General features: G+C 63.7%; 25 protein-coding genes, 1 tRNA gene and 2 pseudogenes. 12 read left to right on the top strand and 16 right to left on the bottom strand.

All coding sequences use genetic code 11. The annotated features are described in order from the left end of the window. Window positions 1–3 precede the first annotated feature (3 nt). From KRR38_RS03690 to thyA, 5 genes and pseudogenes are all read right to left on the bottom strand, one after another. On the bottom strand, window positions 4–1,257 hold the full coding sequence (locus KRR38_RS03690) for a dihydrolipoamide acetyltransferase family protein (protein ID WP_375293449.1): 1,254 nt from the start codon (window positions 1,255–1,257) through the stop codon (window positions 4–6). Between the two features lie 201 nt (window positions 1,258–1,458). After that, window positions 1,459–1,677 (bottom strand): annotated as a pseudogene (locus KRR38_RS37675) (DUF2118 domain-containing protein); the annotation flags it as partial. Between the two features lie 4 nt (window positions 1,678–1,681). Next, a complete protein-coding gene (locus tag KRR38_RS03680) occupies window positions 1,682–2,734 on the bottom strand; it encodes an alpha-ketoacid dehydrogenase subunit beta (protein ID WP_217407102.1) in 1,053 nt (350 codons plus the stop codon). Between the two features lie 5 nt (window positions 2,735–2,739). Next, complete coding sequence (locus tag KRR38_RS03675) at window positions 2,740–4,050, bottom strand: 3-methyl-2-oxobutanoate dehydrogenase (2-methylpropanoyl-transferring) subunit alpha (RefSeq protein ID WP_217398733.1); 1,311 nt, start codon at window positions 4,048–4,050, stop codon at window positions 2,740–2,742. A gap of 107 nt (window positions 4,051–4,157) precedes the next feature. Further along, on the bottom strand, window positions 4,158–5,141 hold the full coding sequence (thyA, locus tag KRR38_RS03670; protein ID WP_217398732.1) for a thymidylate synthase: 984 nt from the start codon (window positions 5,139–5,141) through the stop codon (window positions 4,158–4,160). Window positions 5,142–5,252: 111 nt separating this feature from the next. Here thyA and KRR38_RS03665 point away from each other — a divergent pair. From KRR38_RS03665 to KRR38_RS03640, 6 genes are all read left to right on the top strand, one after another. Continuing rightward, window positions 5,253–5,329 (top strand) — tRNA-Pro (locus tag KRR38_RS03665). Window positions 5,330–6,252: 923 nt separating this feature from the next. Then, window positions 6,253–7,449, top strand: coding sequence for an amidohydrolase family protein (locus tag KRR38_RS03660; protein ID WP_217398731.1), 1,197 nt, complete (start codon window positions 6,253–6,255; stop codon window positions 7,447–7,449). Continuing rightward, window positions 7,446–8,918 carry an AMP-binding protein gene (locus tag KRR38_RS03655; protein ID WP_217398730.1) on the top strand — a complete coding sequence of 491 codons (1,473 nt, stop codon included), beginning with the start codon at window positions 7,446–7,448 and terminating at the stop codon, window positions 8,916–8,918. Before KRR38_RS03660 ends, KRR38_RS03655 begins: the two co-directional genes overlap by 4 nt. Next, window positions 8,918–9,781: an enoyl-CoA hydratase-related protein gene (locus KRR38_RS03650; RefSeq protein ID WP_217398729.1), complete on the top strand. Its 864-nt coding sequence runs from the start codon at window positions 8,918–8,920 to the stop codon at window positions 9,779–9,781. Before KRR38_RS03655 ends, KRR38_RS03650 begins: the two co-directional genes overlap by 1 nt. Continuing rightward, window positions 9,778–10,209 carry a nuclear transport factor 2 family protein gene (locus KRR38_RS03645; RefSeq protein ID WP_217398728.1) on the top strand — a complete coding sequence of 144 codons (432 nt, stop codon included), beginning with the start codon at window positions 9,778–9,780 and terminating at the stop codon, window positions 10,207–10,209. The genes KRR38_RS03650 and KRR38_RS03645 overlap by 4 nt, the downstream gene beginning before the upstream one ends. Window positions 10,210–10,438: 229 nt before the next feature. Continuing rightward, entirely contained in the window at window positions 10,439–11,779 is a 1,341-nt protein-coding gene (locus KRR38_RS03640; RefSeq protein ID WP_217398726.1) for an APC family permease, read from the top strand. 65 nt (window positions 11,780–11,844) lie between these two features. On the opposite strand, the gene KRR38_RS35800 is transcribed toward KRR38_RS03640, so the two are convergent. Then, complete coding sequence (locus tag KRR38_RS35800) at window positions 11,845–12,261, bottom strand: GNAT family N-acetyltransferase (RefSeq protein WP_217398724.1); 417 nt, start codon at window positions 12,259–12,261, stop codon at window positions 11,845–11,847. Then, complete coding sequence (locus KRR38_RS03630; RefSeq protein WP_217398722.1) at window positions 12,258–12,833, bottom strand: GNAT family N-acetyltransferase; 576 nt, start codon at window positions 12,831–12,833, stop codon at window positions 12,258–12,260. Before KRR38_RS03630 ends, KRR38_RS35800 begins: the two co-directional genes overlap by 4 nt. A gap of 250 nt (window positions 12,834–13,083) precedes the next feature. On the opposite strand from KRR38_RS03630, the gene msrA reads away from it, so the two are divergent. Then, complete coding sequence (msrA, locus tag KRR38_RS03625) at window positions 13,084–13,752, top strand: peptide-methionine (S)-S-oxide reductase MsrA (protein ID WP_217398720.1); 669 nt, start codon at window positions 13,084–13,086, stop codon at window positions 13,750–13,752. Window positions 13,753–13,778: 26 nt separating this feature from the next. Continuing rightward, a complete protein-coding gene (locus KRR38_RS03620; RefSeq protein ID WP_217398718.1) occupies window positions 13,779–14,300 on the top strand; it encodes a DUF1993 family protein in 522 nt (173 codons plus the stop codon). Here KRR38_RS03620 and KRR38_RS03615 read toward each other — a convergent pair. From KRR38_RS03615 to KRR38_RS03600, 4 genes are all read right to left on the bottom strand, one after another. Next, entirely contained in the window at window positions 14,297–15,073 is a 777-nt protein-coding gene (locus KRR38_RS03615; RefSeq protein ID WP_217398716.1) for a molybdopterin-binding protein, read from the bottom strand. The genes KRR38_RS03620 and KRR38_RS03615 overlap by 4 nt on opposite strands. Further along, window positions 15,070–15,888, bottom strand: a complete 819-nt coding sequence (locus KRR38_RS03610) for a cytochrome b/b6 domain-containing protein (protein ID WP_217398714.1) — start codon at window positions 15,886–15,888, stop codon at window positions 15,070–15,072. The genes KRR38_RS03615 and KRR38_RS03610 overlap by 4 nt, the downstream gene beginning before the upstream one ends. A gap of 63 nt (window positions 15,889–15,951) precedes the next feature. Continuing rightward, window positions 15,952–16,245: a hypothetical protein gene (locus KRR38_RS03605; protein ID WP_217398712.1), complete on the bottom strand. Its 294-nt coding sequence runs from the start codon at window positions 16,243–16,245 to the stop codon at window positions 15,952–15,954. Between the two features lie 68 nt (window positions 16,246–16,313). Next, a complete protein-coding gene (locus KRR38_RS03600) occupies window positions 16,314–17,048 on the bottom strand; it encodes a thioredoxin family protein (protein ID WP_217398710.1) in 735 nt (244 codons plus the stop codon). A gap of 207 nt (window positions 17,049–17,255) precedes the next feature. Here KRR38_RS03600 and KRR38_RS03595 point away from each other — a divergent pair, with 207 nt between their 5' ends. The 4 genes and pseudogenes from KRR38_RS03595 to KRR38_RS03580 all read left to right on the top strand — a co-directional run bounded on the left by KRR38_RS03595 (window position 17,256) and on the right by KRR38_RS03580 (window position 20,942). Then, window positions 17,256–17,792: a sigma-70 family RNA polymerase sigma factor gene (locus KRR38_RS03595; protein WP_217398708.1), complete on the top strand. Its 537-nt coding sequence runs from the start codon at window positions 17,256–17,258 to the stop codon at window positions 17,790–17,792. Further along, a pseudogene (locus KRR38_RS03590) lies at window positions 17,789–18,431 on the top strand (DUF1109 domain-containing protein). Before KRR38_RS03595 ends, KRR38_RS03590 begins: the two are co-directional and overlap by 4 nt. Before the next feature lie 510 nt (window positions 18,432–18,941). After that, on the top strand, window positions 18,942–20,162 hold the full coding sequence (locus tag KRR38_RS03585; RefSeq protein WP_217398706.1) for a cytochrome P450: 1,221 nt from the start codon (window positions 18,942–18,944) through the stop codon (window positions 20,160–20,162). A gap of 24 nt (window positions 20,163–20,186) precedes the next feature. Then, window positions 20,187–20,942: an SDR family NAD(P)-dependent oxidoreductase gene (locus KRR38_RS03580; protein WP_217398704.1), complete on the top strand. Its 756-nt coding sequence runs from the start codon at window positions 20,187–20,189 to the stop codon at window positions 20,940–20,942. A gap of 274 nt (window positions 20,943–21,216) precedes the next feature. Here KRR38_RS03580 and KRR38_RS03575 read toward each other — a convergent pair whose 3' ends face one another. From KRR38_RS03575 to KRR38_RS03555, 5 genes are read right to left on the bottom strand one after another with little or no spacing between them, the layout of a single operon-like run. Next, entirely contained in the window at window positions 21,217–21,618 is a 402-nt protein-coding gene (locus tag KRR38_RS03575) for a carboxymuconolactone decarboxylase family protein (protein ID WP_217398702.1), read from the bottom strand. A gap of 34 nt (window positions 21,619–21,652) precedes the next feature. Next, on the bottom strand, window positions 21,653–22,834 hold the full coding sequence (locus KRR38_RS03570) for a DUF1214 domain-containing protein (protein ID WP_217398700.1): 1,182 nt from the start codon (window positions 22,832–22,834) through the stop codon (window positions 21,653–21,655). Window positions 22,835–22,855: 21 nt separating this feature from the next. Continuing rightward, the gene (locus KRR38_RS03565) at window positions 22,856–24,127 is read right to left on the bottom strand and encodes a sulfotransferase (RefSeq protein WP_217398698.1); all 1,272 of its coding nucleotides are present in this window, start codon (window positions 24,125–24,127) and stop codon (window positions 22,856–22,858) included. Window position 24,128: 1 nt separating this feature from the next. Further along, window positions 24,129–25,583 carry an FAD-dependent oxidoreductase gene (locus tag KRR38_RS03560; protein WP_217398696.1) on the bottom strand — a complete coding sequence of 485 codons (1,455 nt, stop codon included), beginning with the start codon at window positions 25,581–25,583 and terminating at the stop codon, window positions 24,129–24,131. Window positions 25,584–25,604: 21 nt separating this feature from the next. Further along, entirely contained in the window at window positions 25,605–26,348 is a 744-nt protein-coding gene (locus KRR38_RS03555) for an SDR family NAD(P)-dependent oxidoreductase (protein ID WP_217398695.1), read from the bottom strand. Between the last annotated feature and the right edge of the window lie 5 nt (window positions 26,349–26,353).

The following is a 26,353-nucleotide window of genomic DNA, read 5'->3' as shown; positions in this document are numbered from 1 at the left end:
GACCTATCCTGCCAGCATGAGCAGCGGGGCTTCAATCCTTCTCTTGACCGCCTGGACGAAGCTCGCCGCATCCCAGCCGTCGACGACGCGGTGGTCGCAGCTGATCGAAATGTTCATCAGCTTGCGTTTCTCCAGCCGGTCGCCTTCCACATAGACTGGCCGCTCGACGATCTTGTTCGGACCGATGATCGCCACTTCGGGCCGGTTGATCACCGGCGTCGTCGCGATGCCGCCCAGCGGGCCGAGCGAAGTGATCGTCAGGGTCGAGCCCGACAGTTCCTCGGATTTCGCCGTGCCCTCGCGCGCCGCTGCGGCCAGCCGTCCGATCTCGGCGGCGAGAGCCCACAGCGTGAGGTTCTGCGCGTCGCGGATCACCGGCACCATAAGCCCGGCGGGCGTCTGCGTCGCCATGCCGAGATGAACGGAGGTGTAGCGCGTAACGACATTGGCCTCGTCGTCGTAGCGAGCGTTGATCATCGGGAACTCGGGCAGCGTCCGACAGATCGCGGTGATCAGGAAGGGCAGCAGGGTCAGCTTGGGCCGCCCGCCGCGCTGGTCGTTGAACTCGCCGCGCCAGCGTTCGAGGTCGGTGACATCGCATTCGTCGACATAAGTGAAATGCGGGATGTGGCGCTTCGAGGCGGCCATGTTCTCGGCGATGCGGCGGCGCAGGCCGATGACCTTGATCTGCTCGCCCGCGCCTTCGAGCGGTTCGGCGGCACGCTTGGGCTCCGCTTTCGGCGCGGCCGGAGCAGCGACCGCCGGGGCCGCGCGCGCAGTCAGAAACGCGTCGAGATCCTCGTGACGGACGATGCCGCCAGGGCCGGTGCGAACGGCCGTGAGGTCGATGCCAAGTTGCTGCGCGCGGGCGCGGACCGCGGGAGAGGCGAGCGCCTTACCGCCGATCGCCCGGGGCAAGCTTTGCGCACGCCCTTCGACAGGCTCAGGGCGAGCAGCGGTTGCGGGTTTGGACGGCGCAGGCTTGCCCGCAGCAACCGCGCGCTCCTCATTCCTGGCACTCGGCGTTTCCGCGGCGATCTGTTCGGTGAACTCAGCCCCCTCGATCTCGATGACGGCCAGCGCCGAGCCGATGGCGATCCGATCCCCCACCTCGCCGCCGATCTCGCGGACCACGCCCGATACCGGGCTCTCCATCTCGACGGTGGCCTTGTCGGTCATCACGTCGGCGAGTGGCGTATCCTCCTCGATCCGGTCGCCGACCTTGACGTGCCAGGCAACGATCTCCGCCTCGGCGATGCCCTCGCCGACGTCCGGTAGGCGGAAGACGAAGCGGCCTCCCCCGACATCCGCTCGTGCCGAGCTTGTCGAAGCACTCGGCGCAGGCGCTTGCGGCTCGCGTGGCGCAGGCCCTTCGACAGGCTCAGGGCGGGCGGGCATGGATTCCGGTGCGGGCTCGGCTGCAAAGTCCTCCCCGCCCTCGGTCTCGATCACCACCAGCGGCGAGCCGATCGTCACGGTATCGCCGACCTCGCCAGCGACCTCGCGCACCACGCCGGTCACGGGGCTTTCCATCTCGACCGTCGCCTTGTCGGTCATCATGTCGGCGAGCGGCGAATCCTCCTCGATCCGGTCGCCCACCTTGACGTGCCAGGCGACGATCTCGGCCTCGGCGATGCCCTCGCCTATGTCCGGCAGCCTGAAGACGTACTTGCCCATCGCCTCAGGCCCCCAGCAGCCGGTCGACGGCTTCGCCGATACGGACGGGTCCGGGGAAATATGCCCATTCGAGGCTGTGCGGATAAGGCGTATCGAAGCCGGTGACCCGCTCGACCGGCGCTTCGAGGTGGTAGAAGCAGCGCTCCTGGACCAGCGCGACGAGCTCGGCGCCGAAGCCCGACGTCCGGGTCGCCTCGTGTATCACCAGGCAACGCCCCGTCTTTTGCACAGACTTTTCCACAGCCTCTATGTCGATCGGCACCAGCGTGCGCAGGTCAATGATCTCGGCATCGACGCCCTTTTCGGCCAAAACCGCCTCGGCGACGTGGATCATCGTGCCATAGGCGAGCACGGTCATCGCCTCGCCTTCGCGCACGGTGCGCGCCTTGCCCAAGGGAATCGAATAGTAGCCCTCGGGCACGACGCTGCCGGGGTGCTTGGCCCAGGGTATGGCGGGTGTGTCGTAATAGCCGTCGAACGGGCCGTTGTAGATGCGCTTGGGCTCGAAGAAGATGACCGGGTCGTTGTCCTCGATCGCCGCGATCAGCAGGCCCTTGGCGTCGTGCGGCGTCGCCGGGATCACGGTCTTGAGCCCCGCGACATGGGTGAACAGCGCCTCGGGGCTCTGGCTGTGCGTCTGCCCGCCGAAGATGCCGCCGCCGAAAGGCGAGCGTACCGTAATCGGCGCGGTGAACTCGCCCGCCGAGCGATAGCGCAGCCGCGCTGCCTCTGAGATGAGCTGGTCGAGCCCAGGGTAGATATAGTCGGCGAACTGGATCTCGGGCACGGGGCGCAGGCCATAGGCGGCCATGCCCACCGCCGCGCCGATGATGCCGCATTCGTTGATCGGGCTGTCGAACACGCGGTTCTTGCCATAGCGCTTCTGCAGGCCGGCCGTGGCGCGGAACACGCCGCCGAAATAGCCGACGTCCTCGCCCAGGATCACGATGTTGGAGTCGCGCTCCATCATGACATGGAGCGCGTCGTTGATTGCCTCGATCATGTTGAGCCGGCGCGTGGGCGCATCGCGGAGCGAAATGGGGGATTCCTCGAGCATCATCGTCACTCTTTCCAATCCGGCCATTTGATCCGCCGCTCGCGGATGGCCTGCTCGGCCTGCTCCTCGAGGTGCCAGGGCAGTTCCTCGAACACGTCCTCGAACATGGTGTGGAACGGATGGTGCAGGCCGTGGCCGAGCACGCCGCTCTTTTCGGCTTCCTTCGACGCCGCCTTGACCTGCTCGGCGACCTCGCGGTCCATCTCGGCCTGCTGGTCCTCGGACCATTCGCCAAGCGCGATCAGGTGGCGCTTCAGCCGCATGATCGGATCGCCCAGCGGCCATTCAGCGCTCTCCTGCGCCGAACGGTAGGAGCTGGGATCGTCCGAAGTCGAATGGCCTTCGACGCGGTAGGTGAAATGCTCGATCAGCGTCGGCCCCATATTGGCCCGCGCGCGGTCGGCCGCCCAGCGCATCGCCGCGAAGACGGCGAGCGCATCGTTACCATCTACGCGCAGCCCGGCAATGCCGTAACCGATCGCACGCGCCGCAAAGGTCGTCCGCTCGGCGCCGGCGAAGCCCGAGAAGCTGGAGATCGCCCACTGGTTGTTGACCACGTTGAGCACCACGGGGGCATTGTAGACGGCAGCGAAAGTCATCGCAGCGTGGAAGTCGCCCTCCGCGCTCGATCCGTCACCGACGAAGGCAGTCGCGATGCGGCTGTCGCCCTTGATCGCGGAGGCCATCGCCCAGCCCACGGCTTGCGGGAACTGCGTCGCCAGGTTCCCGGAGATGGAGAAGAAGCCATAGTCGCGCGCCGAATACATCACCGGCAGCTGGCGGCCCTTCAGCTTGTCGGCGCGGTTCGAGTAGATCTGGTTGACCATCTCGATCATCGGATAGCCGCGCGCGAGCAGGATGCCCTGCTGGCGGTAGGAGGGGAACACCATGTCGTCGTCGGCCAGCGCGAACGCCGTGGCTATCGAGGTCGCCTCCTCGCCCGTGCTCTTCATGTAGAAGCTGGTCTTGCCCTGGCGCTGGGCGCGGTACATGCGGTCGTCGAAAGCGCGGGTCAGGGCCATGACGCGCAGTATGCGGCGCAGCGTGTCGGCATCGAGCCGGGGGTCCCACGGCCCCACCGCGCGGTCGTCCTCGCCGAGCACGCGGATCATGTCCAGGCACAGCGGATGGGTTTCCGCGGCCGGGCAATTCTCGTCCGGCCGGGGCTGCGCGCCGGCGGGGGGAATAGCGAGATCGGAATAGTCGACCGGATCGCCCGGCCGGTACTTGGGCTCGGGCACATGCAGCTCGAGCGGCGGCAGATTGCCGCGCTTTCGGCCGTTTTTCGCGCCTGCCTTAGAGGACGATTCGCCCATCCCTTTACTCTCTCCCACTGCTCGGGTCAGATTGAAGTAAAGTTCTACATCCGTGTTATATTATTTCAATTGCGAATTCCTGGGCCACCACGCAATTTTGCTTTGCTTCAGACCGCGACGGGCGCCGCAATATGAGCCTGAGGGGCATAGCCGGTCACTTCGAAGTCCTCGATCCGGTAGCCGAAGATCGAATCCGGCCGGCGCAGGATGTTGAGACGCGCATCACCTGAGGGGGTGCGGGCAAGCTGTTCTTCCACCAGTGGTGCGTGATTGAGATAGAGATGCACATCTCCCCCAACCCACACCAGCTCGCCCGGTTCCAGCCCCGTCTGGTCGGCCAGCATCCGCACGAGCAGCGCCGCCGACCACGCGTTGAACGCGAAGCCTAGCCCGAGGTCGCAGCTGCGCTGATAGAGCAGTCCCGACAAGCGGTTGCCGGCGACGTGGAACTGATAGGTCTTATGGCAGGGCGGCAGCGCCATCGCATTGAGCTCGGCGACGTTCCAGCCCTCGATGATGTGCCGGCGGCTGCCCGGATTGGCCTTGAGGCTTTCGACCACTTCGGCGACCTGGTTCACGCCCCATGGCCGCTGGCGGAACAACCCGTCCCCGGCAGGCTCATAGACCGGCCAGTCGACCCACTGCTTGCCATAGACTGGTCCGAGATCGCCCCATTGCTGGGCAAAAGCGGCATCCTCGACGATCCGCTTCGAGAAATCGGCACGCGAGATTTCAGTCCCGGTCTCGCGGCGATAGCGGTCGAGCGGCCAATCGGTCCATATCTCGACGCCCTGCGCGCAGAGCTCGCGGATATTGGTATCGCCGGTGAGGAACCACAGCATCTCACGCGTCGCGGTCTTCCAGTAGACCCGCTTGGTCGACAGCAACGGCATCCGTCCACCCGACAGATCGAAGCGAATCTCCGCGCCGAAAACCGAACGCGTGCCTACTCCGGTACGGTCCGCCCGCTCGTCCCCCTGCTCCCAGATTCGCCGCATGAGGTCGAGATATTGCCATTCCCAATGACGAGCTTCGGGGCGTGCCGCCCCACAATCGGTCGGAGAATCGGTCTGTGCGGGAGCGGTAGCCATAGTTCACCCTAACCGTGCGATTGCACGCTTGCCACCCTGCGAAACCATCACTATAGGCCCGCTCCTGCCTCACGGGCACCCCATCGAAAGTTGGGATGTCACGCGAACGGTCGGGGAATAGCTCAGCCTGGTAGAGCACTGTCTTCGGGAGGCAGGGGCCGGAGGTTCGAATCCTCTTTCCCCGACCAATTTTCTAGGGCGTTGAATTGCGCCATTTTTTTGTTTCACGGACGTTGATCGCCGACATCTGGCCAATCGCAACTACGTAACATATTGGTTTTCGGATATTTTTTGGCCACCCACGGTTCTAATCCGACATGCCCTTGTGCGTTTGACTGGATGTTTGCGACGATAGGCTCCTGCTGAGCTCGATCAGCCGAGATCGCTCTTCTCACAGTGACAACTCCTGCAGCGAGAAACACCTGTGCATGATGCCGCTTTGTCGCCGTTGGCGCTTCGACCTGACTTCCCGTCGCTTTTCCTGATAGCAGGCATCAATGAAGTGCCGATACGCCATCCCAGCAGATAGTTGATAGCCAGATCGCGTCGGTAGAAGACACTGCCACGAAGCGTCTGGATCACCCGCGCCAGCAGGTTCAACGTGCTGGCCCAGTCATCGTCGTGATGAACGAGATGATCGATCAGGAGGCCGCAGAATCGGCCCTTGCGCCAAGAGGGGCAGCGCACTGCTCCAGATCGGCGCCATGACGCAGTCACATCCGTAGAGTGCGCCGGGGTAACTAACCTTCCAGCAGTGGACACTCAAACCCGAATGCGGCTTGCCGATCCTGGCCTCTTAAATCCAGTCGTAGAGCTAGTTCGCTGCACAACCAACTGCCACCGGTCGTCCCGCTTCACTAAGACATCGGTAAACCGAAGATACATCTCGAGCGACCAAACGCAGTGCTGCCACGATTCCTAGTGCGTTCTCTCACGACGCAACCGACAGCGATCGCTAGGCAAATAGTGCCTCGCAAAAGGGGTCATAGCAGGTAGCAAATTTCGCATAGCGCAACGCCACTGCATTGCGCCATAACAACGACCGGGAGACCTGCGGCGACAGGTGGCGGATGGGACTGGCACTCATCGACAGTACAGGAGCATGGGTGCGATGGGTTTCGAGATCTTCGATGCCGACCAGCATTATTACGAGGCGGAGGACTGCTTTACGCGCTTCGCCAGCCTGCGGATGAGGTCCGAGAAATTCATCCGTTGGGTAACGGAGGCCGACGGCAAACGCAGACGCTTGTTCGTTGGCGGGCGCGACGCCAACGTCATCGGGAATCCGACCTTCGATCCCTGCGCCCAGCCCGGCGTCTATCACGAGACGCTCAAGCTGATCGAAACCGGCCAGGACCGCTCGGCCGCGGCCTATGGTCAGCTCGAACCGATCCGTCCCGCCTATCGCGATCGCCAAGTGCGGCTGGGCGTGATGGACGAGCAAGGGGTCGACCGCACGCTGCTGTTCCCCACGCTCGGCGTCACCATGGAAGGCTTCATGAAAGACGACGTCGGCCTGCTCTACGATGCCTTCGAAGCCTTCAACCGCTGGCTCGACGAGGACTGGGGCTTCGACTTCAAGGGCCGGATCTATGCCGCGCCATATCTGATCATGCTCGACCGCGACCGGCTGATCGCCGAGCTCGAACGTGTACTCGAGGCCGGAGCCAAACTCATCACCATCCGCCCCGGTCCCGCCTACGGCCGGTCGCCGGCAGATCCGTACTTCGATCCCTTCTGGGCGCGCGTCGAGGAAGCCGGCGTGCTTGTCACCTATCACGCCTATGAGGGACCGTCGGAGCAGGTCGACGCATTCTACAATCTCTGGGCTGCGCCGCCCCACCCGCGCGGGCCTGAGCATCGGCTGCTCGCGCATGTCATGGCGAGCGTCGATAGCGCGGCGATGGACACGCTGACCGCACTGGTGTTGCATAATCTGTTCGGCCGTTTTCCCAGGCTCAAAGTCGCGACGATCGAGATGGGCTGCGGCTGGGTGCCCTATCTGATGAAGCGGCTCGACCACGCCGGCGGGCTGGTCAACCGCAAGATCACTTCCTTCGGCGGTACGCTCGACGGCAAGCCATCGGAGATATTCAAGCGCCACGTGTGGGTCGCGCCATTTCCCGAAGAAGACGTGGTCGGCCTCGCCCGGACGATCGGCGCCGATCACGTGCTGATGGGTTCCGACTGGCCCCATGCCGAAGCGATCCCGCGGCCGCGCGAATATGTCGAATGCCTCGACGGCCTCGAGGACGGGGAAAAGCAGGCGATCATGCGCGACAACATTGCCGGACTGATCGCAGCATGAGCGGCCCCGACGATATCGTCCTCGTCGCCGGCGACTGGCGCGTTAGCCGGGCCGAATATGCGGACCGCCTCGCCCGCGCGATCACCGTGCTGCGCGACCTCGGCGTGGAAGAAGGCGGCTGCATCGGCGTCGCCTTGCGCAATTGTCCGCAATTCTTCGAACTGTTCGCCGCGGCGGGACTGATAGGCGCCAAGTCGGTGCCGATCGCCTGGCGCCTGAAGCGCGAGGAAGTCGCCTACCTCATCGCCGATTCCGGTGCCCGATCGGTGTTCTACGACGCCGACAGCGCCGCGCAGATGGCCGGGCTTCCCGGGGCTATTTCGCTCGAGGACTACGAGATGCGGCTGCAGGCCGCCTCGCCTGCGCCGGGCATCGACGGCACCCGCCTCAAGTTCAACATGGAGCTCTATTCCTCGGGCACCACAGGCCGGCCCAAGGCGATCGAGCGCGGCCAGCCGACGCCCGAGCAGATGCAGCGGCTGATGTCGGGCGCGTTCAACCTGCCCAAGCTGATGGGCGTCGACGGACCCGGCGAGGTCCACATGATGACCGGGCCGCTCTATCACTCGCAGCCGATCGGCTTTTCGACCCAAGCTCTCGCCGCCGGCCAGCGCGTCGTCATGATGAGTGGCGGGTTCGACGCCGAGACCTGCCTCGCCACGATCGCGCGCGAGAAGGTCACCTGGATCACTTGCGTGCCGACGCATCTGATCCGCATTCTCGCGCTGCCCGAAGAGGTGCGCGGAAAGTACGATCTCTCCTCGCTCAAGGCGGTGCTGCATTCGGCCGCACCCTGTCCGCGCGACGTCAAGGCCGCGGTGATCAAGCTGCTGCCGCCCGCCGTGCTGTGGGAAGTTTACGGCGGCACCGAAGGCGCGATGACGATGATCTCGCCAGGCGAGTGGCTGGAGAAGCCCGGCAGCGTCGGCCAAGCCTTCCCGCCGGGGAACGAGATCAGGATTCTCGATCTGGAGGGCAATCCGGTTGCGCCGGGCGCCCCAGGCCTGATCTATGGCCAGCCGATCATGAGCTTCAACTACCGTGGTGCCCGCGAGCTCGACGGCGAGACTTGGCGCGACGGGCTCTTCACGCTCGGCGACATCGGTTATCTCGACGAGGACGGTTATCTGTTCATCACCGACCGCCTCAAGGACATGATCATTTCGGGTGGCGCCAACATCTATCCGGCCGAAGTGGAGGCGACCTTGTTCAACCATCCAGCCGTGGGCGACGCCAGCGTAATTGGGGTTCCCGACCAGCACTGGGGGGAAAAGGTCAAAGCGATCGTCGAACTGCGCGCGCAAGCGAGCGAGGCGGACATCATCGCCTTCTGCCGCGAGCACCTCGCGCACTACAAATGCCCGGCCTCGGTCGATTTTGTCGACAAGCTGCCGCGCGACCCCAATGGCAAGGTCAGGAAACGCGAGTTGCGCGAGCCCTATTGGGCGGACGCCGGGCGGGCCGTCTGATGAGAGTGGCCGAAAAGACCTTCGACACGCTGCTCGTCGAACAGCTGGACCGTGTGCTGCGAATCACGATCAACCGGGCGGACCGGCGCAACGCGCTCAGCCGCGCCGTGCAGACCGACCTGATCGACGCGGTGGAAGGCGCTGCCGGCGATCCCTCGATCCATGCCGTGGTCATCCGCGGCGCCGGCAAGAGCTTCTGTGCGGGCTACGACATCTCACCGGCAAGCGGAGCCGAGCATGGCGGCGCCGAAATATCCTTGCCGCGCCGTGCCATGGAAACGGTCAACATGGCGCGCGGCTGGTCGCGCATCTGGAACGCGCCGATCGCAGTAATTGCGCAGGTCCACGGGCACTGTCTGGCGGGCGGAACCGACCTCGCGTTGCATTGCGACCTCGTCGTCGCGGCCGAGGACGCGACGATCGGCTATCCCGCGCTGCGCATGGGCGGCACGCCGCCGACCAACATGTGGCTTTATCATGTCGGCGCGCAGTGGGCGAAGCGGCTGCTGTTCACCGGCGATACCTTCACCGGCCGCATGGCCGAGAAGATCGGCTTCGCGCTGGAAGCGGTGCCCGCCGAGCGGCTGGACGACCACGTCCTCGCGCTCGCCACGCGCGTCGCGGCCATGGGGCGCGACATCGTCGCGATCAACAAGCACGTGCTCAATCGCGGCGTCGACCTGATGGGCCGCGCTCTGCTCCAGGACATGGCCGCACCAATGGATTCGATCGCCAACATGGCGCCGGAGATGGCCGCCTTTCAGGCACGCGCCGCTGAGATCGGCCTCGGCCCTGCGTTCAAGGAACGCGACGCGCCCTTTGCTGAAGGCGTGCCGCTCGACGTGCAGGGGAAGAGCACATGAAAACGCCGCTGGAGATCGCCACCGCCTGGATGGAAGCAGCCGCCCGCTGCGATATCGAAGCGATTGCCGCCGGTATGGCTGACGATTGCCGACGCTTCGGCGAGCCGAGCTGGATGGTCATCGCCAAGCCCGATTACATCGCCGCCTATCGGCAATATCTGATGTCGTTCTCCGACTACCGGCTGGAGATCGTCAATGTGATGGCGAGCGGCCGGACGGTGGTGTTCGAGATGATCGAAAGCGCAAGGTTCTCGTCGCCCTACCCTCTGTCCGACGGCAACGCGATCCAGCCCAACGGCAAATCCTATACCGACCATGTCTGCACATGGATCGAAGTCGATTCCGCCGGGCTCATCGCCGAAATCAGAGCCTATATCCCGAGCACCCGCGGCGCTCTGATGGCCGATGCGATGGGCGCGTCCGCCTGACCGCCCTCTCTCACCGGCGCAATCGGCCTGTGCGCCGATCTCTCGTCGTAGCTTGAGCCGGAGAGATGACGACCTGAACAGACGTCTGCTTTCAGGAAACACAATCTGGAGCTTAAACATCAGCTCTGTCGGCGAAGCCGGTAGTGATTGTGCAAGGGACGCTGTGACGACCCGATTGCGGTAGCCGGACGCCGACAGCCACGATAGGCTCGCCCACAGGGGGCCCGCCATGCAGTCTGTCGAGGACAATGCTCACGCCGCTCATTCTGCTTTGCGCCGCGTCATCGGCGTTCGCGGTGTAGCTGCAGCAAGCTTCAATGGCGTGGTCGGAGTTGGGATATTCGGGTTACCCGCCGCCGTTGCCGGCGTGCTGGGTCCTGCTGCGATCCTGGCCTACGTAGTCTGTCTTGTGCTCGCGGCGCTACTCGCGCTCTGCCTGGCGGAAGCTGGGAGCCGAGTATCCGAAGCGGGAGGGCTCTACGCGTACGCACGCGCGGCCTATGGTCCAGTCTTGTCCGGCGTTGCCGGCATCCTAACGCTTTTCTTCAACCTGATCGCCTCCAGCGCAGCGCTTGCCCGCTTCGCGATCGATGCCTTGGCGTCGATCTGGCCGCCGGCTGGCGAATGGGGTGCAAGTGCCCTTCTCTTGGCAATACTCTACGGGGCACTGGCGGCGATTAATGTTCGCGGCGCGCGTCAGGGCGCAAATCTGACCAGCGTGATGGCCGCGATCAAGATCTTGCCGCTTGTCCTGATCGTGGCGGTAGGAGCCTTCGCGATCCGGCCCGAATATCTGGCCTGGACAGGCGTGCCGAGCATGTCGGCCGTTGGGCAAGGAGCCGTGCTGCTCATCTTTGCATTCTTCGGGCTCGAGACAGGGTTGGTTCCCGGTGGCGAGACGAAGGCGCCCGCGCGCACTATTCCTCGAGCGATCGCGGTGACCCTGGTCTTCGTGGCAACGCTCTATATCGGGCTGCAGTTGGTAACCCAAGGCGTACTTGGCGCAGGCTTAGCCGGCGGATCGGCGCCATTGGCGGCGACGGCAGAGGTTGTCTTCGGCCCTAAGGTCGCGGCGGCCATCGTGGCGCTAACAGTCATCTCCGCGGTCGGCTATCTGGTTGCCGACATCCTGACCAGTCCGCGTGCGCTGTTTGCATTGGGCGAGGCGCGGCAGCTTCCGCAAGTCTTTGCGCGCATCGATTCCCGCCACGGAACGCCGGCAGTTTCGATACTGGTCTACTGTGCGCTTTCCTTCGCACTTGCCATCTCGGGGACGTTTCGCGAACTGGTGATCCTCACCACGTCGGGGACCCTTATCCTCTATCTCATTTGCTGCCTTGGAATTATGCGCATGCGATCCCGCCAGATTGCCATGGCCGGTCCCCCATTTGTCGCACCCGGCGGTCCAGTGGTTCCCCTTGCGGCATCTGCGCTCATCGTCGGCTTGCTTTGGACGCTGTCATGGCGCGAGTTGCTGGCAGCTGCTGTCGTGGTCGGCATATCAGCACTCGTCTATGCGGCCATCGAATGGCGCAAAGCCACTACGAAAGCGGTTGCCCCCATCACATGAACAGATGACCGCTATCGGAGCACTTCGAAGGAGGTTCGAACGGCTGAAATGTGGGCGAGTTCAGCCTACTGAAGCGTGAGGCAAAGAACGATGTGCCTATGTCCCTCGGGCCACCCTGCCAGGTCAGCCATACTCAAGAAACCCGCTTTTTCGTACATCGCCGGCGCCTGAAATTCAAAGCTCGCAACCCAGATCCGCCTCACGCCCCTCGCCCGCGCCTCGCAAATCATGGCATTCAGCAAAGTGCGCCCGTGACCCAGCCCCCGGTGGGGCCCATCTACCCACATTTGCTTGATCTCGGCGATCCCGGCCCAAGAAAAGCCCGTGGCAACAGCGATTCGTTCGCCGGTCGCCCCGCGGATCTCAAAACCCATCGAAGCCGCATCAGCACGCCCTGTAGCGCGGCTGTTGAACGCATAGAGGTCATTCTCGATCTCGTCGATTTCGAACGCCGAGAGGTCGTGCCGAGCAATGAGGTTCACTGTTCGTCACCGACTTGAAGGGGCAGTCGCATCGCGCAGCGTTGATCACGCGGGAAATCGCGTTTCGCCTCATCCTGAAGACGAGCCAGGAGACGCGGATCGAGCTCCGAACCCCCGAGCTCCAGAAAACCATGCATTGCATAGAACGGCGCATTCCAGGGCACGTCACGAAATGTCGTCAATGTGACGGAAGCGAGGTTCCGCAGCCTCCCTTCATGGATTGCCGCCCGGAGTAGACAACGCCCTATTCCCAGACGCTGCCGATCGAGGCGCACCGACAGCTCCCATATGTGGAGATCACCGGAGAAAATCTGCGCGCTTAGAAAACCGATCGGACGATCATCACAGCCTGCTGCCGTCCAGCATGTCCCTGCTTCTACAAGCGGCCAATGGAAATCGGGAGGCAGGTCATCGCCATACGCGATCCACGCGAGCTCGGGTATTTCGCGAAAGGCTAGTCCAGCCGAACGCTCGATTGCAGGGAAGAACGCTGTGTCGGCACTTCGCGCGGATCGGATCTGCGCGGCCAGATTGCGATCCGATGTTTGTGATTCACAAGGGACTTTGGTCATGGCCCTCTATTCGCGGGCTCAGCGCAAATGGTTACAGACGCCCATCTGGAAACAAAGCAACCGGTCTGTGCATCCACGCGAGGGCAGCACTTTCTCCGCAGCATCGCAATTCCAGAAGCCAGGAAACTTCCGAGCTGGCGCTCGCAAAAACACCCGGCAAACCTATCTCAGGCTGGCTCGCTCGAAGCGCTGTAACCATTAGGCGTTGCCGCGCGAATAGGAATAAAATCTCCCACAGAGGATATCCGCCATGTCGCGTATCGCTTCCACCGCCCTTGCCCTTGCTGCCGGCACCGCGCTGTTCTTTTTCATGGGCGCGGGGAACGCCGCGGAAGGAAGCGTCAAGGCGCCGACAGCTGCCATGACCGAGCCCGTAGCTGGGCACCGCGAGACCGCCGTTTTTGCGGGCGGCTGTTTCTGGGGCGTGCAAGGCGTCTTCTCGCACGTGAACGGCGTGATCAGTGCGACTTCGGGCTATGCGGGCGGCAGCGCCTCCACCGCGAGCTACGAGACGGTCTCGAGCGGCACGACGGGCCATGCGGAATCGGTGCGGGTCGTGTTCGACCCGGCCCAGGTCAACTACGCGGACTTGCTGCGCATCTATTTTTCGGTGGTGGCAGATCCGACACAGGTCAATCGCCAGGGTCCCGATACGGGCACCCAGTATCGCACGGCGCTGTTTCCCGTTTCGCCTGCGCAGGAGCGGGTAGCCCGTGCCTACATCGCCCAGTTGAGCGCTGCGCATGTCTTTTCGCGACCGATCGCGACGCGGATCGAAATGAACCGGGCGTTCTATCCCGCCGAGCCCTATCATCAGGATTTCATGGCCCGTAACCCCAACTACCCCTATATCGTCTTCAACGATCGGCCCAAGGTGGAAGCGCTGCACAAGCTGTTCCCCGCCAACTGGAAATCTTGATCGCGCCTGTTCGGGGAAGAGAAATCATGGCCTTCACGCTCTATGCCGCAACCATCCCGTCTTACCTCCAGATCCTCGGCTCGGTCTCGCGGCTCATCAGCAAGGCCGAGACCTTTTGCAGCGATCAAGGCTTTGAACCAGAAGCCCTGATCCAGGCGAAGCTCGCCGAGGACATGCTGCCTTTCGCCTATCAGGTGAAGTCGACCGCGGTTCATTCGCTTGGCGCGATCGAAGGCGTGCGCAAAGGCACGTTTTCTCCCGACACCACAACGCCGCCGGACACTTTCGATGGACTGCGCGAGCGGGTGGATCAGACGATCGCCGCGCTTGAAGCGCTCGACCGGGATGAAGTGGAGAGCTTCATAGGACGGCTCATGCGCTTCGAGTTTGGCGCGAACCACATGGATTTTGTCGCCGAAGAGTTTCTGCTCTCGTTCTCCCAGCCGAACTTCTATTTCCACGCGGCGACGGCCTACGACATCCTGCGGATGAAGGGCGTTTCGATCGGCAAACGCGACTTCAACGGCCGCGTTCGCAAGCTTCCCTAGATCCCGGCGTACCACTGGTACCCGGCCGCATCCTCCCAGTAGCCGCCCTTCCCCGCGCCGATCTCGGCCATGCTGGCGACCAGGCTGACCCGCATCACGTATTTCGCCTGCTTGTAGCCGAGCTGACGCTCGACCCGCAGGCGCAGCGGCGCGCCGTGGCCGACGCTCAGCATCTCGTCGTTCATGCCCCAGGCGAGGATCGTCTGAGGATGATAGCCATCGATCAGGTCGATGCTCTCGTAGTAGGGATCACCGTCGAAATCGTCGGCACAGTGGAATACGACGTAGCGCGCTGAGGGCAGGACACCGGCCGCGTCGAGCGCCAGTTTGAGCGGCAGCCCGGTCCACTTGCCGATCGCGCTCCAACCCTCGACGCAGTCGTGACGGGTGATCTGCGTGCGCGCCGGCATTGCCCGGATCTGGGTCATCGATAGCGACTGCGGCCGCCTGACAAGCCCGTCGACGACGAGCCGCCAGTTGACGAATTTCTCCGCGGCATGTCGTTCATAATCATTGGCGGTCGGGGCAGTGTTGCCGTTGGTCCGGAACACCGGCGACATGTCGAGCGCCGAGAACTCGCGGGCCAGAGCAGTGCGGTCGGACAGCAGGCGCTGCGCGCGGAATGTCAGTCCCTCGCCGGCGCCCAGTACTTGCTGCACGGCAGGCACAGCGGCGATCCTGTCGCAGCCGGAAAGCAGCAAGCTGCCGGCACCGGCCCCGAGCGAACCGATCAGGCGCCGACGTGTAAGGACGGGGCGCGTGAGGGTAGTCATCGAGCCTTCTCCTTGGGCAGGCGGTACCAGCCGGTGACGATCGAGCGCATCTCGTTGAGCGGACCGGCGAGGACGACCATCAGCAAGTGAACAAGAATGAAAAGCACCAGGAGGGCTGCACAGATGAAATGGATCGAACGCGCCGACTGGCGGCCGCCGAAAATGTCGAGCAGCCAGGGCCAGGCGGCATCCATCCCGGGCGACATGGTGAGACCGGTCAGCACCATGGCGGGGAGCAGCCCGAAGAGCACGCTGATGTAGCTGAGCTTCTGAAGCACGTTGTAGCGCCGCGCTGCCTCTCCCGTGTGGAAGCGCAGCCGGGCATGATCCTTGATATCCTGCCACAGATGCCGCGGCTGGAGTTCTGCCAGCGTTGGCGCGAGATCGCGCTGGACGTGCCTTGTAACCAGCCCCCAGAGCCAGAACATCAGGCCAGGGACCACGAGCAGCCAGGCGAAGGCGAAGTGCCATTGCCGGGCTCCCGCGAGATCGTAGCTGGAAGGAATGGTAACGAGCGGCGGAAACGCCCGCTCGATGCCGCCCGAAAGGCCCAGCACGCCCGTCGTGGGGATAGTCACCGTGCCCAGCTTCAGGAACCCCGCATCATCCTTGGCGCCGATCGCCAGCCAAGGCTTCTCGTGGTTGGCGCCGTACTGGCCCCAATAGAGCTGTGGATGCGCGTTGAAGATCATCAGACCGCTCATCAGCATGACGAAGACCGACAACGCGTTGATCCAATGCCAAAGGCGCACCGGCCGCCGCTGACGGTAGACCAGATCGCCGCCGCAGAGGCCGCGAGAGGCAGAAACATCCATAGTGCACCTTCCTGATCGAAAGTTTGCCGGGATGACGTCGGCGGGCGTCATCCCAGCCTAGGCTCAGTGACCCGACTTCATCATGTTGTCGTGAGCCATGGCGCCGTCGTGCTTCATCATGTTGTCGTGGTGCATCATGTCCGGATGCATCTGTGCCATGCGGCGGCACGAGGCGTTGCGCATCATCGCGTCGTGCGACATCGCCTTGCAGCTGTTCATCCGGCGTGTGTCGGCAGCCGACATGTGCGCCATCGCGCCCGAATGCATGCCGTCCTTCATCATCGTGTCCTGGGCAAAGACAGGTGCAGCGGTCGAAAACGACATCGCCGACAGGGCGAGAATAGTTAGAATGCGCATGAAATAATCTCCTTGGATTTGGCGTCGCATGGTGAATGGCAGCCGCGACGCCGGCGGCTGAGAAACTGTCAAAGCTTGCGCGCAGCGACGATCGGACCGCCGCTGCCACGCTGAACCAGAATGGCCGAGACCAGTCCCGCTTCGCGCTGCGGGGCGAGTGGGAAAGTGGCTGCTTGACCCGTCCAGTCGCCCAGCCTGATGAGCTCGCGGACGATGTTGCGGTGGGGCAACGTGCGGCCGCCGTTCTCGCCGGCCCGGATGGGAACTTGCCGCGTTCGTGGATCGTAACGGACGAGCCAGACGGTCGCGGGCGCTCCACGAGCCGCCGCTTCGATACGAACGCTCGACGGGTTGGCGGAAATGGTAGGACCTGGAGCTGGCGCGAAGCCGCGCGCAATAGCGGCGTCCAGGGCCGAGCGATTGGTGCCCAGCACGGCCGCCTCGCCATTGACGATGAATTCTGGCGTCGCCACCTCGCCTCGCCCGGCCCGGGCATAGGCCTCTTGCCGCGCGGTAAACAGCGGCGAGGCGAAGGTGTCCTTCCAGCCGAGCCGGTCCCAGTAGGTGACCGCGAAGGACAGAGCGAGCACATCGCGCCGGTCGGCGATGGCATTCAGGTCGGCATTTGCCGGAGGACAGGACGAGCAGCCCTGGCTCTGGAACAGTTCGACGACAACAGGATTGCGGCTGGATGTCTGTGCGGCCCCTTTCGGCAGCGACGAAGCTTTGGACGTGTCGCAGCCGCTCAGTACGAAGATGACGCAGCCGGCCAGGGCGATGGCAAAGTGTTTGCGCGGCTGCATCGGAAGTCTTCCCATGTGATCACCGGCCGGATCGGTCGGTGCTGCAGGGAGTTCGCGTCGAACCTCGGACCGGTTACAGCGATGCGAAATTTATCCGTGTCACCGCCTGGTGGTCTCCCGAGCGGCTCCTAAGAAGCGCATCGCAAAATATCGCGGCGCCTTGTAACCAAAGATCTGTTCCCTGCGAATAGCTCTCCAGGAGTGCGAATGCAGCCGGGCGAAGACCAGCTCAAATCCTGGATGACCGAGGGTCTCGGCGGCAATGCGGCTTCGCATGCCATCTTGCTGCGGGCGCTGGTTCCCTTGCTGCGCGCCTTTTACCGTCGCCGCGTCGCTGATGGCGATGTCATCGAGGATCTCGTGCAGGAAACACTGATCGCCGTTCACACCCGCCGCATGACCTACGACCCAGAGCGCCCGTTCACGGCCTGGCTGTTCGCGGTCGCCCGCTACAAGATGATCGATCATTTTCGCCGAACCAGGCAGACCTGCTCCATCGAAGATGCCGAGGACATGCTCTTTTCCGAAGGTTTTGAAGACGCGGTGAGTGCCTCGATCGACATCGAACGGCTGCTTGCCACACTTCCCGAAAAGCAGGCCAAAGCGATCCGCCAGACGAGGATCGCGGGTCAGAGTACCGCCGAGGCAGCAAGTCTTACCGATATCAGCGAGTCCGACGTCAAAGTCTCAGTCCACCGTGGCCTCAAGGCCCTGGCGGCCCGCATCCGAGGGGCGCGTCCATGAATACCGACTCCCTGATCGACGAACTGGCAAAGGATGTAACCCCTGTTCCACGGCATGCCGTGCGCCGGCGGCTACTGCTCGGAATACTCATCGGCAGCGGTGTCACTATTCTGCTGATTGCGATGGGCCTTGGATTTCGGAGCGATCTTGGCCTTGCCATGCGCGGCCTCAACTTCTGGATGAAATGGGCTTACACGATTTCGCTGGGAGCCGCCGCTATTGGCGTCGTGGCGCAGCTTGCCAGGCCCGAACCGGTTTCCTTGCGCGCGTTTTGGCCAGTCACAGTTCCCTTTCTTCTGCTCGCGGCGGTCGCCATCGCGGAGATGGCGCATGTTCCCCCCTGGCGAATGGTTCGCCATGTGGCTCGGCCGTTCGTGGACGAAATGCCCATGGCTCGTCCTCATGCTGGCCGCGCCCATTTTCATCGGCCTCTTGTGGTCGTTCCGGCGGCTCGCGCCGACACGCCTGCGCGCAACAGGCGCTGCCGCCGGTCTCGCCGCAGGAGCCTGGGCGGCGACACTCTATTGCCTGCATTGCCCGGAGGTGTCGGCCCTCTTCGTCCTTACCTGGTATACGCTCGGAATTGGTTTGGCCGCGGCTATCGGCGCCTTGGTCGGTCCGCGCTTGCTGAGGTGGTAATCCAGGCCTTTCAGAGCGCTGTCGACGCTACGCATGATTTCCTGTCGGCCGAAGATCGTTTGGCCATCAACGAAGATGGTGCAACGGTTCCTGCCTCAGGCAACGCTCTGGCTTGCCAGCGATGGTGACGGTCTGGCCGCCGGCTTCATGGGGTTGAGCCCAGAACAAATCGATTCCCTGTTCATCGAGTCTTCGCCTCGAGAACATGGGATCGGGTGTCGGCTGGTCGAGCATGCCGCATCGCTACATCCTTCATTGCGGGTCGACCGATAGCCTGATGAACGAAGGGACGGTTTCTAGGAGCCGTTTTTCCGACGAATGTCGCCTTTGTCGGCGAAGGCAGCGATTGGCTGGCGATCTCACAGCTCCAGATCGCCATGATCGGGCTGCCTCAACTTGGCCCATAACCCGCTTGGCGCCGATAGGGCCTTCTGCAACCTGAAACGTTTCCCCGCGCTGCAAATACGGTAAGTAGGCCGAGATCCGGATCGGCCGCGACGGGAACGAGACATGCCAAACATCGATCAGGTCGCCATGGCGCAGGTGCCGATTTCGACGAAAGAGTTCGGCGACAATCCGATCCCTTTCATCGAAGCGGCGCGGCGCGAGCACGACTGGCTGGCCGCCAGCGACATCGGCTATCTGGTCACGTCCTATCGCGCGATCGAGGACATCATGCGGCTTGACGGCCACCTCAAGATGCCGGGCGAGGAGATCGTCGACATCATGGGCGCGCATGGGACTGGCTGGGGGCGCTTCGCGGTCGATCAGATGCTGGTCAGCTCGGGCGACCGCCACAGCCGCCTGCGCGGCAGCATCAGCAGCGCCTTCGGCCCCGGCAGCGTCAAGCGGCTGCGCACGGTGATGCGCGAGACGATATCGGCGATCCTCGACGAATGGGGGCCCAAGCGCGCCTTCGATTTCGCCGAGTTCGCTTCCAACTTCCCCGTACGCGTCATGTTCGCCCTGCTGGGCGTGCCGACCGATCAACTGGCCGAGATCAAGAAGTCGCTCGAGATCCACGGCGAGAGCTTCAATCTCGAGGTCGAGAAGATGGCGATCATCGAGGAAGGCTATCAGAAACTGTGGCGCTTCGTCGACGGCGTGATCGAGGAGCGCGGACCGAACGGGACGCGCGGTGACCTACTCGACACGATGATCGCGGCGAATGCCGAAGGGCGGCTCAGCGCCGACGAGCTCCGCCAGCTGCTGATCCTTATCTTCGCCGCGGGATACGACACGACAAAAAACCTGCTGATCCTGCTGATGCGTTCGCTGCTTGCCAATCCCGAGGTCTACGCGCGCTGCGCCGACGATTTCGACTACGTGAGAAAGGTGGTGAAGGAGCAGATGCGCTATCTGACTCCATCGAACACTATGCGGATCGTCACCGAGGAGTTCGACTACCGCGGCGTCGGCATCCCCGCGGGCACGATGCTGATCTTTCCGCTCTCGGTATCCGGCCGCGACCCCGAGGTGTTCGACCGGCCGGACGAGTTCGATCCCGAGCGTCCCGAGAAGAGCCCGAGCCAGGGCTTCGGACGCGGCATGCACATGTGCCTGGGTCAGTTCCTGGCGATTGCCAACGTCGAGGAAGGTCTGCACCAGATCGCCAAACGCATCGCCGCCCCGCGGCTCGTCGGCGAGGTGAACTGGAAACTGTTCCCCGGGGTCTGGGGCATCACGACGCTGCCGATCGCCTTCGAAGACATGCCGGCCGCGTATGCCTGATCTATCGACCGGCACTCGCGCGCCATGACGCACCGTGACAGCGAGCACGCTGCCAAGGTCGCGGTCGTGACCGGCGGCGGCAGTGGGATCGGCCGGGCGATCGCGCTACGCCTTGCCCGCGATGGGATCGCAGTCGCTGTCTGGGGCAGAACCGCGAGTTCGACGGACGAGACGGTCGAGATGATCGCGCAGCAGGGCGGAACGGCGATCGCCTGCATCGGGGACGCCACCTGCAATCGGGATATCGAACGATCCTTACGCAAGACGCACGAGATACTGGGGCCGGTATCGATACTCGTCAACAACGCCGGAATGGCGGAGCACTGCCCGTTCCTGGAAATCCGCGAGTCCGACTTCCAGGAAATGCTGCGAGTGAACGTAATCGGCCCGTTCCTCTGCACTCAGGCCGTACTTCCCGACATGCTGGCCGGCGCCTGGGGCCGCATCGTCAACATCACTTCCAGCATCATGCAGGACGGGATCGGCGCCATGGCGCACTACGCGGCGTCGAAAGGCGGACTTGCCGCGATGACTAAGGACCTGGCCATCGAGGTGGCCGACCGCGGCGTCACGGTGAACCACCTTCCGGTGTTCTTCGTGGATACTCCGATGATGCGCGCCGCGCCGCTCGACATGGAGGCAGTCGCTGCAGCGGTACCGATGAAGCGCGCCGGTCGAGTAGAGGAAGTGGCAGCCGCGTGTGCCTATCTCGTCTCGGAGGAGGCTGCATATGTGACCGGGCAACCCCTCAGCCTAAACGGCGGGCGCTACCTCGCCTAGCTGCCGGGTTCGCGGCTTCTTCCCACGCTGGCGTGCTTAAGGAGACGGCGCGAGTGGGGGCAGGACGCTACCGCTTCGCTGAACGAATGCCCGGTTTCAAGGCGCGCATAGCTCGGCTTGAATGGCCGAAATGTCGGCGGTACCGGACGCAAACGTGATCGGAAGATTGTGATTTGCAAAGTCAGGCTAATGCCATCAATCGAAAAATCGTTTTAGAAAGGGGCGAATATTTGGCCCTACCCAAGCATCGAATGACTGACTTGAAATATCACGCCTAGCGCCCCGCTTCGTGTTCGAGCTCCTTATAGCCCGCAATGATGGCCGCCTTAGCAATATTGGACTTGGGCAAACCGCAATAGGGAATCGCCGAGTAGTAGATTTCCTGTATCTCGTCCTTGGTCAGGCCATTCGCCGTGCCCATCTTGGTGTGGTATTTGATCTCTTCGTAGGTGCCGAGACCGATCACCATTCCAAGCACAGCGCAACTGCGCATTTTCCGGGATAGCTGGTCCTCGCGGGTCCAGATCGTGCCGAACGCCCATTCCATCGCCCATTGAGCCTGGAGTTTGCCGAAGCCGTCGCTATCGCCGCCGACATACTCGCGCAAACCGTTTGCCTGTTCCTCGCCATAGACCTCGCCGAACAGTTTGAGGCCTTTCTCGAATGCTTCGCTCACCGAATTCTCCTCTTCCGATCTCGCTTAACGATCGTCACCACTGCGGCCGCTCCAAATAGGCCCGGCGCCGTTCACGAATGAGTTCCTGCCGCTGCTCCGTTGTGACCCGCGCGACATCGGCCGGCAAAGAGGCTGCGACATCCGCCAGCTTCACCTTGCGCACCTCGGGCATCGGCTGGCTGTCGCATTCGGTCCAGCGGCCCTGGACGACGCCGCGGCGGTGGCCCGCGGTGTCGAGCCAATTCCGGACGCCAGGGTCCCGGGCGGAAACCACGATGCGCAGCTTACCGTCCGGGTCGGGCAGCGCCTGGGCATCATTCAGGCTCGAATGGTTGTTGTACCAGTCGATCGTCTCGAAAACGTCGTTGGTCAGAATTAGCGAGCGGTACTGGCAACGCGCCGGAACCGGCGATTCGATGATAAGCGCCTCGTCGTCGGCCAGGTCGAATGCACCTTCGTAGTAGAACTGCCCGGCGAGGGCCCCGAAGCCGACGTCGAACACCTTGAGGCTGTTGACGTAGCCCTCCTGCCGAAGCTGTTCGACATGATCTGGGAACATCAGCGCCAGGAATTCGGTCTGCGGCACCAGGCCGCGCAGGCGCTTCTCGAGGTCATCCGCTGTGGCGCGAGGCCGGCCGACCGGCTTGTCGACCCGCTCGATCGCGAGCGTCGAGGGCTCCTCCTTTGACCAGTCCGAGCTGACCATCCGGCTGGCCAGGCCGGTTGCCGCCGGATCGAGTGGCCACCAGTCGCCGTCGTACCCGTCAGGGCGCTGCGCAGTAATCAGGACGTCGAAGCGTCCGTCGGCATCGACCTTCAGGCTCGACAGCGGGAGATGCGGGCGATCCTTGGCATTCGGCGCGTTCCTCGGAAGCACCTGCGAGACCACCGTGTGGTTGATCGTGCCGCGCTTGCCGCGCAGGCGATAGCTGGCTCCGGGGCTCAGCTTCGCGCTGCGGTAGATCGTATCGGCATTGGGCTGGCCGATATTGAGCAACTGGCCAAGCGAAGGCACGAATTGCGGCGAATCGCCATCGCCGGCAAGCGCGCTCAGCCCCGAGCTGACCAGGGCCTCGAGCGCGATCCGGGCCACTTCCTGCTGGACCTGGGGATCGCGCGCCATGTCGTCCGGCAGTTTTGCCAGCATGCGATCGGGCAGAGTCTGCAGGCTGTCGACGAGTTCCTGCCAGCCAGCGACGGACGATTTTTCGATCATCGGTATCTTCCTTGTGAAGAGCTACTTCGCGGGCCGCCGCAGGAAGGGGTAGGCTTCGTAGTAGAAGTCGAAACGCTTGCGCAGCTCGTCGGGGGAGACGCCGAAGTCGCGCTCCAGGTTGTAGACGAGCTGGCCGTATTTGCCGCGCGGATGGCTTTCGATGTAGGCAGCGACATCGCGGTTGGCCTGATCGGTCTCCGGTAATCCGGCCTTGCGGCGCACTTCTCGCACCACTGCCATGTCATCCTTCATGAACGTGTCGAAAGGCACGTCGACGCTCTGCTCCTCGGGCCAGATGGGCCGGTCGCGCACGCAGGCGCGCAGCAGTTTCTCGACGCGATCGGTCCAGTAGGCGAGCAGGCCCTGGGTATCGATCGTCGGGTAGCTCATGCGCTCGCCATAGGCGATCATCGTGATCGCCGACTGGATAACCTCCACGGGATCGCGGTAGGTGATCGCCACGGTGGCGTCGGGGAAAACCTTCTTGAGCACCGGCAGCTGTTCGAGGTGCTGTGGGCATTTGGTGACAAAGCGCTTGCGCGTTCCGCCGGCCTGGACGTCCTGCCACTGGAAGATCTTGAGTACAGTCTTCATGTACTCGTAGTGCGGCGTCTGGTCTGTCGAGAGGTAATAGTCGCGGAACTTGGGGGCACGGGCCAGCCATTCGAAATTGTAGCCGGCGAAATTCGGCCCCATCAGCTCCACGTCCTCGTGGAAATGGTCGGGCTCCATTGCGTGCATCGCGGCCGAAAGCGGGTTGGACGCGAGCTGCACCTCCCAGCTCGCGGCAACCCGGGCATAGCGCGGGTCTACGCCGTCGGGTCCGACCGGCTCCTTCGGGTTCGGCACCGGAGCATAGGTCTGCCACAGCGGGGTCGAGCGCAGACGGCTATCCGCGCCGAGCAGGTTGAGCAGATGGGTGGTGCCCGATCGCGGCATGCCGACCACCATGATCGGCCGCTCGATCGGCTCGTCATGGATTTCGGGGTGCCGCGTCAGCAGGTCGTGGATCAGCAGCCTATTGCTCGCATAGCGGATACCGTAGTTGAGCAGAAACGCCCGCTTCAGCGCATAGGCGCGGGTGTCGCCGTTCCACTCGTCGAGCAGTATCTTGAGCCGCTCGCGGAAGTCGTCGGGCCCGAAGTCGGAGAGGCCGGTGGCGTCGCGCGCGGCGGAGAGGATCGCGTCTTCGGTCAGCACCGGCGGGTTAGCCTCGACCGAGGCGATGTAGGCGCGCTGCTCGGGGCTCAGTTGGGGATCGGTAAGATCGTCGATCGAGAATTTCTGCGCCATTCTAGAGCCCCTTCACTTCCCGCCCAATCGTCATACCCGCAACGCGACCCATGGTGATTGCGTTGGCGACCGAATTGCCGCCGCCGACATAGCGTTCGCCCAGAACGCCGGCGCCCGATTCGCCCGCGGCGAACAGGCCCGGGATAATCCGGCCGTCCTCGTCGAGCGCATGGGCATCGGGATCGATGCGCGGGCCGACGCCGGTCAGGGTGAAGCCGCCGTTGACGTGGCGGAAAGCGTAGAAAGGGCCTTCCAAGATCGGATGGATGTCTTCCATCGAGCGCAGGAACCAGCGGTCCTTGCCCGCGCCGATATCCTCGTTGAACTGGTCGACCGTCACGCGCAGCGCGCCGGGGCGCATCGCGCATTTGCCAGCAAGAGCTTCGAGCGTGTCGGCAACGATGATGTCGCCGTTTGCTACGGACTGCAGCACGAAATCGGGGTCCCAGCCGCGCGCGAAGCCGCTGCGCGAAGGATCGGAGCGCAGCCGCGCGCCTTCGTCGAACACGCCCCAGACCTTGAAGCCCTGCTCCTTGATCAGGCCGGGCATCACCGCATAGGGCGCGGTTTCGGGCGCGAAGCGCTGGCCGCGGCCGTTGACATAGACCACCGAGGTCGGCTGGTAGCCGTGGAAGCCCTGCGGCGCGTTGGGCAGGAACGGGCCGGAAACCGCGAGGCCGCAGTTCTTGCCGATGATGTGGGCGCCGGCCTGCTCGCCCAGCCGCACGCCATCGCCGCGGCTGCCCACGGCCGAGCCGGCGCGCGGATGATAGCCCTCGGGCAATGTGTCGTAGGCGTCGGGAAACCAGGCCCTGACCATCTCGTGATCGGCATTGGCGATGCCGCCACAGGCGATCAGCACGGCATGGCTGCGCAGCGTCTGGCCGTCGACCTCGACGCCCTTCACCGCGCCGTCCTCGACGATGAGCTGGCGCACGCGGGTATTGAGCACGAGCTCGACACCGAGCACCGCGCGGCGGTTCTCCATGGCGTTGATGTAGACGCTGCCACCCTCGACCGGGCAATGCCCGCGCGGCGGCCATTCGACGCCCGCCGAATAGAGCCCGCCACCCTCGACCGATCCCGGAAACACCGGCTGCTTGGGCTTGTGGGCGATCCGCTCGGGATAGGTCACGCCGATCGACAACAGCCATTCGAGCGTCGGCGTCGCTTCCTCGCAAAAGCGCCGGATCAGCGCTGCCGGCTGCCGCCAGGCGTTGAGCGTCATGTAGTAATCGTAATAGTCGTCGATCGAGTCGGTCAGGCCGAGCTTGCGCTGCAGGCTGGTGTCGGCAGCGTTGAACACCCCGTCCGACAGCGCGGTCGAACCGCCGATGCGATCCTCGCTCTCGAGGATGATGACCTTGCAACCGGCCTCGGCCGCCCAGATCGCGCCCGACATGCCGGCACCGCCGGCGCCGATCACGATCAGGTCATAGTCGACGTCCTGCGTCATCTCTTGTCTCTCCCTCGAACTCTAACCGGCCGACGTGCCGAGATCGGCGGTCCAGATCGCGCCGTGAACGCCCACCGCCGCGTCGGAGGCAAGGAAGGCGACGACCTTGGCGACATCGCCTGCGTCGCCCAGCCCGCGCAGGCCCGAATAGCGGACGATCTTGTCGTGCTTGATCGTCGGCGGCGGGCGCACGCCGTCGGCGATCTCGGTCGCCATCGGACCGGGACAGACGGCGTTCACCCGGATCGGCTCTTCGGCATATTCGATCGCCAGCGTCTTGGTGAGGCTGATCAACGCCGCCTTGGTGGAGCTATAGGGGCCGGTATAGGCCGTCCCCATCAGCCCGTTCGACGAGGCCACGTTCACGATGTTGCCGCGTGCCGAGATTATATGCGGCAGCGCTGCTTGCATCAGGAAGAACGGCCCCGACAGGTTGACCGCGAGGATCCGGTTCCAGGTCTCCACGGGCGTATCGGTGAACGGCTCCATGCGCATGATCGCGGCGCAATTTACTAGCACCGCCAACTCGCCGAAACGGGCGACGCAATCGGCGACGGCGTCGACGCATTGCTGGTGGACTGAAACGTCGACGACCTGCGCGATAACCTCATGGCCCGCTTCACGCAGTTCGGCCGCGGTCGCCTCCAACCGGTCGGCCAGGATGTCGACCAGATAGAGCCGATGCCCGTCCTGCCCGAGCGCAAGGGCGATTTCCCGGCCCAGCCCGCGCGCCGCACCGGTGATGAAGCCGACTTTGCCCGCCATTTGCG

This window comes from Novosphingobium sp. G106, from assembly GCF_019075875.1.
GTDB lineage: Bacteria > Pseudomonadota > Alphaproteobacteria > Sphingomonadales > Sphingomonadaceae > Novosphingobium.
This window is presented reverse-complemented; position numbering and strand designations above follow the sequence as displayed.